This is a genomic window from Pseudomonas brassicae (genome assembly GCF_010671725.1).
Taxonomy (GTDB): Bacteria; Pseudomonadota; Gammaproteobacteria; order Pseudomonadales; family Pseudomonadaceae; genus Aquipseudomonas; species Aquipseudomonas brassicae.
Genome location: NZ_JAAHBU010000634.1, coordinates 1 through 1,075 on the forward strand (window position 1 = coordinate 1; position 1,075 = coordinate 1,075).

Genomic DNA, 1,075 nt, shown 5'->3' on the forward strand with positions numbered 1-1,075 from the left:
TGGCCATCGTGGGCAAAGGCGGTGTCCGGCAGGCCGGCCAGGGGCGACAGGCGAGGTGCCTCGGGCGCCGCCTGGCAGTCGATCGCCACCACGTTGAGCGGCGCAATATCCCCCTGGATTCCACTGCTCCGGCGAGCCGTCGATCCGGCGCTCGGCTGTACCACCCAGGTGCTCCAGCACGCTCAGGCGGCTAGGGCCGAAGCCGCGCTCGCGCAGCAGTGCGGCGATGGCGGCGGGGCTGTCGCCATCATTGCTCAGCACCAGCAGGCGCTGGCCGCTGTAGAGGTGGGCGGCGAGGGCGGCGACCGGGCGTGCCACCACCGACAGCGTGACCACGTCCTGCAATGGCCAGCCCAGCCGGGCGGCGGCCAGCGAGCAGGAGGACGGCGCGGGAATTATCTGCATCTCGGCGGCCTCCAGTTGGCGCGCCAGGCTGGCGCCGACGCCATACAACATCGGGTCGCCGCTGGCCAGCACGCACACCGCCTCACCGTGCAGTGCCAGTACCGGGGCCAGGGCAAACGGGCTTGGCCAGGCCAGCCGCTCGGCCGTCAGGCAATGCGGCAGCAAGGCCAGCTGGCGCGGGCTGCCGAACACCTTCGCGGCCTGCAGCAGGGCGCGTCGCGCCTGTTTGCCGAGGCCGTTGAAGCCGTCTTCGCCAATACCTACTACCGTCAACCAGGGCGCCATGCCGTTCCTCTTTTACTCGCCTATCCGACCGGCAGGCTTATCCTGCCGGCGGACAAAGCAGGCATAATACCGCGCCTTTGTGCTACCAGCGCCTTTTGACGATTGCCGGGTGATCCCTTGAACCAACCGCTGCCGGCTCCTGCCCTTCGCCCCTCGGCCTGCCCGGGGTTGTGGCGTATCGTCCAGGCGCTGGACGGCGGCATTTCGCGCATCAAGCTCGATGCCGGCACCCTGAGCGCAGCGCAGGCCGAGGCGGTGGCCGAGGCCGCGCAGCGCTTTGCTGGCGGCGTGATCGAGGTGACCAACCGCAGCAACCTGCAGATCCGCGGCATCGGCAGCGACCACGCCGGGCTGATCGCGTGCCTGCTGGATGCCGGCCTGGGCC

At 70.1% G+C, this 1,075-nt stretch carries 2 pseudogenes; one reads left to right on the top strand and one right to left on the bottom strand.

Annotated features, from left to right (window positions below):
- A pseudogene (cbiE, locus tag G3436_RS26815) lies at window positions 1-690 on the bottom strand (precorrin-6y C5,15-methyltransferase (decarboxylating) subunit CbiE); the annotation flags it as partial.
- Window positions 691-792: 102 nt separating this feature from the next.
- On the opposite strand from cbiE, the pseudogene G3436_RS26820 reads away from it, so the two are divergent.
- Window positions 793-1,075, top strand: a pseudogene (locus G3436_RS26820) (precorrin-3B synthase); the annotation flags it as partial.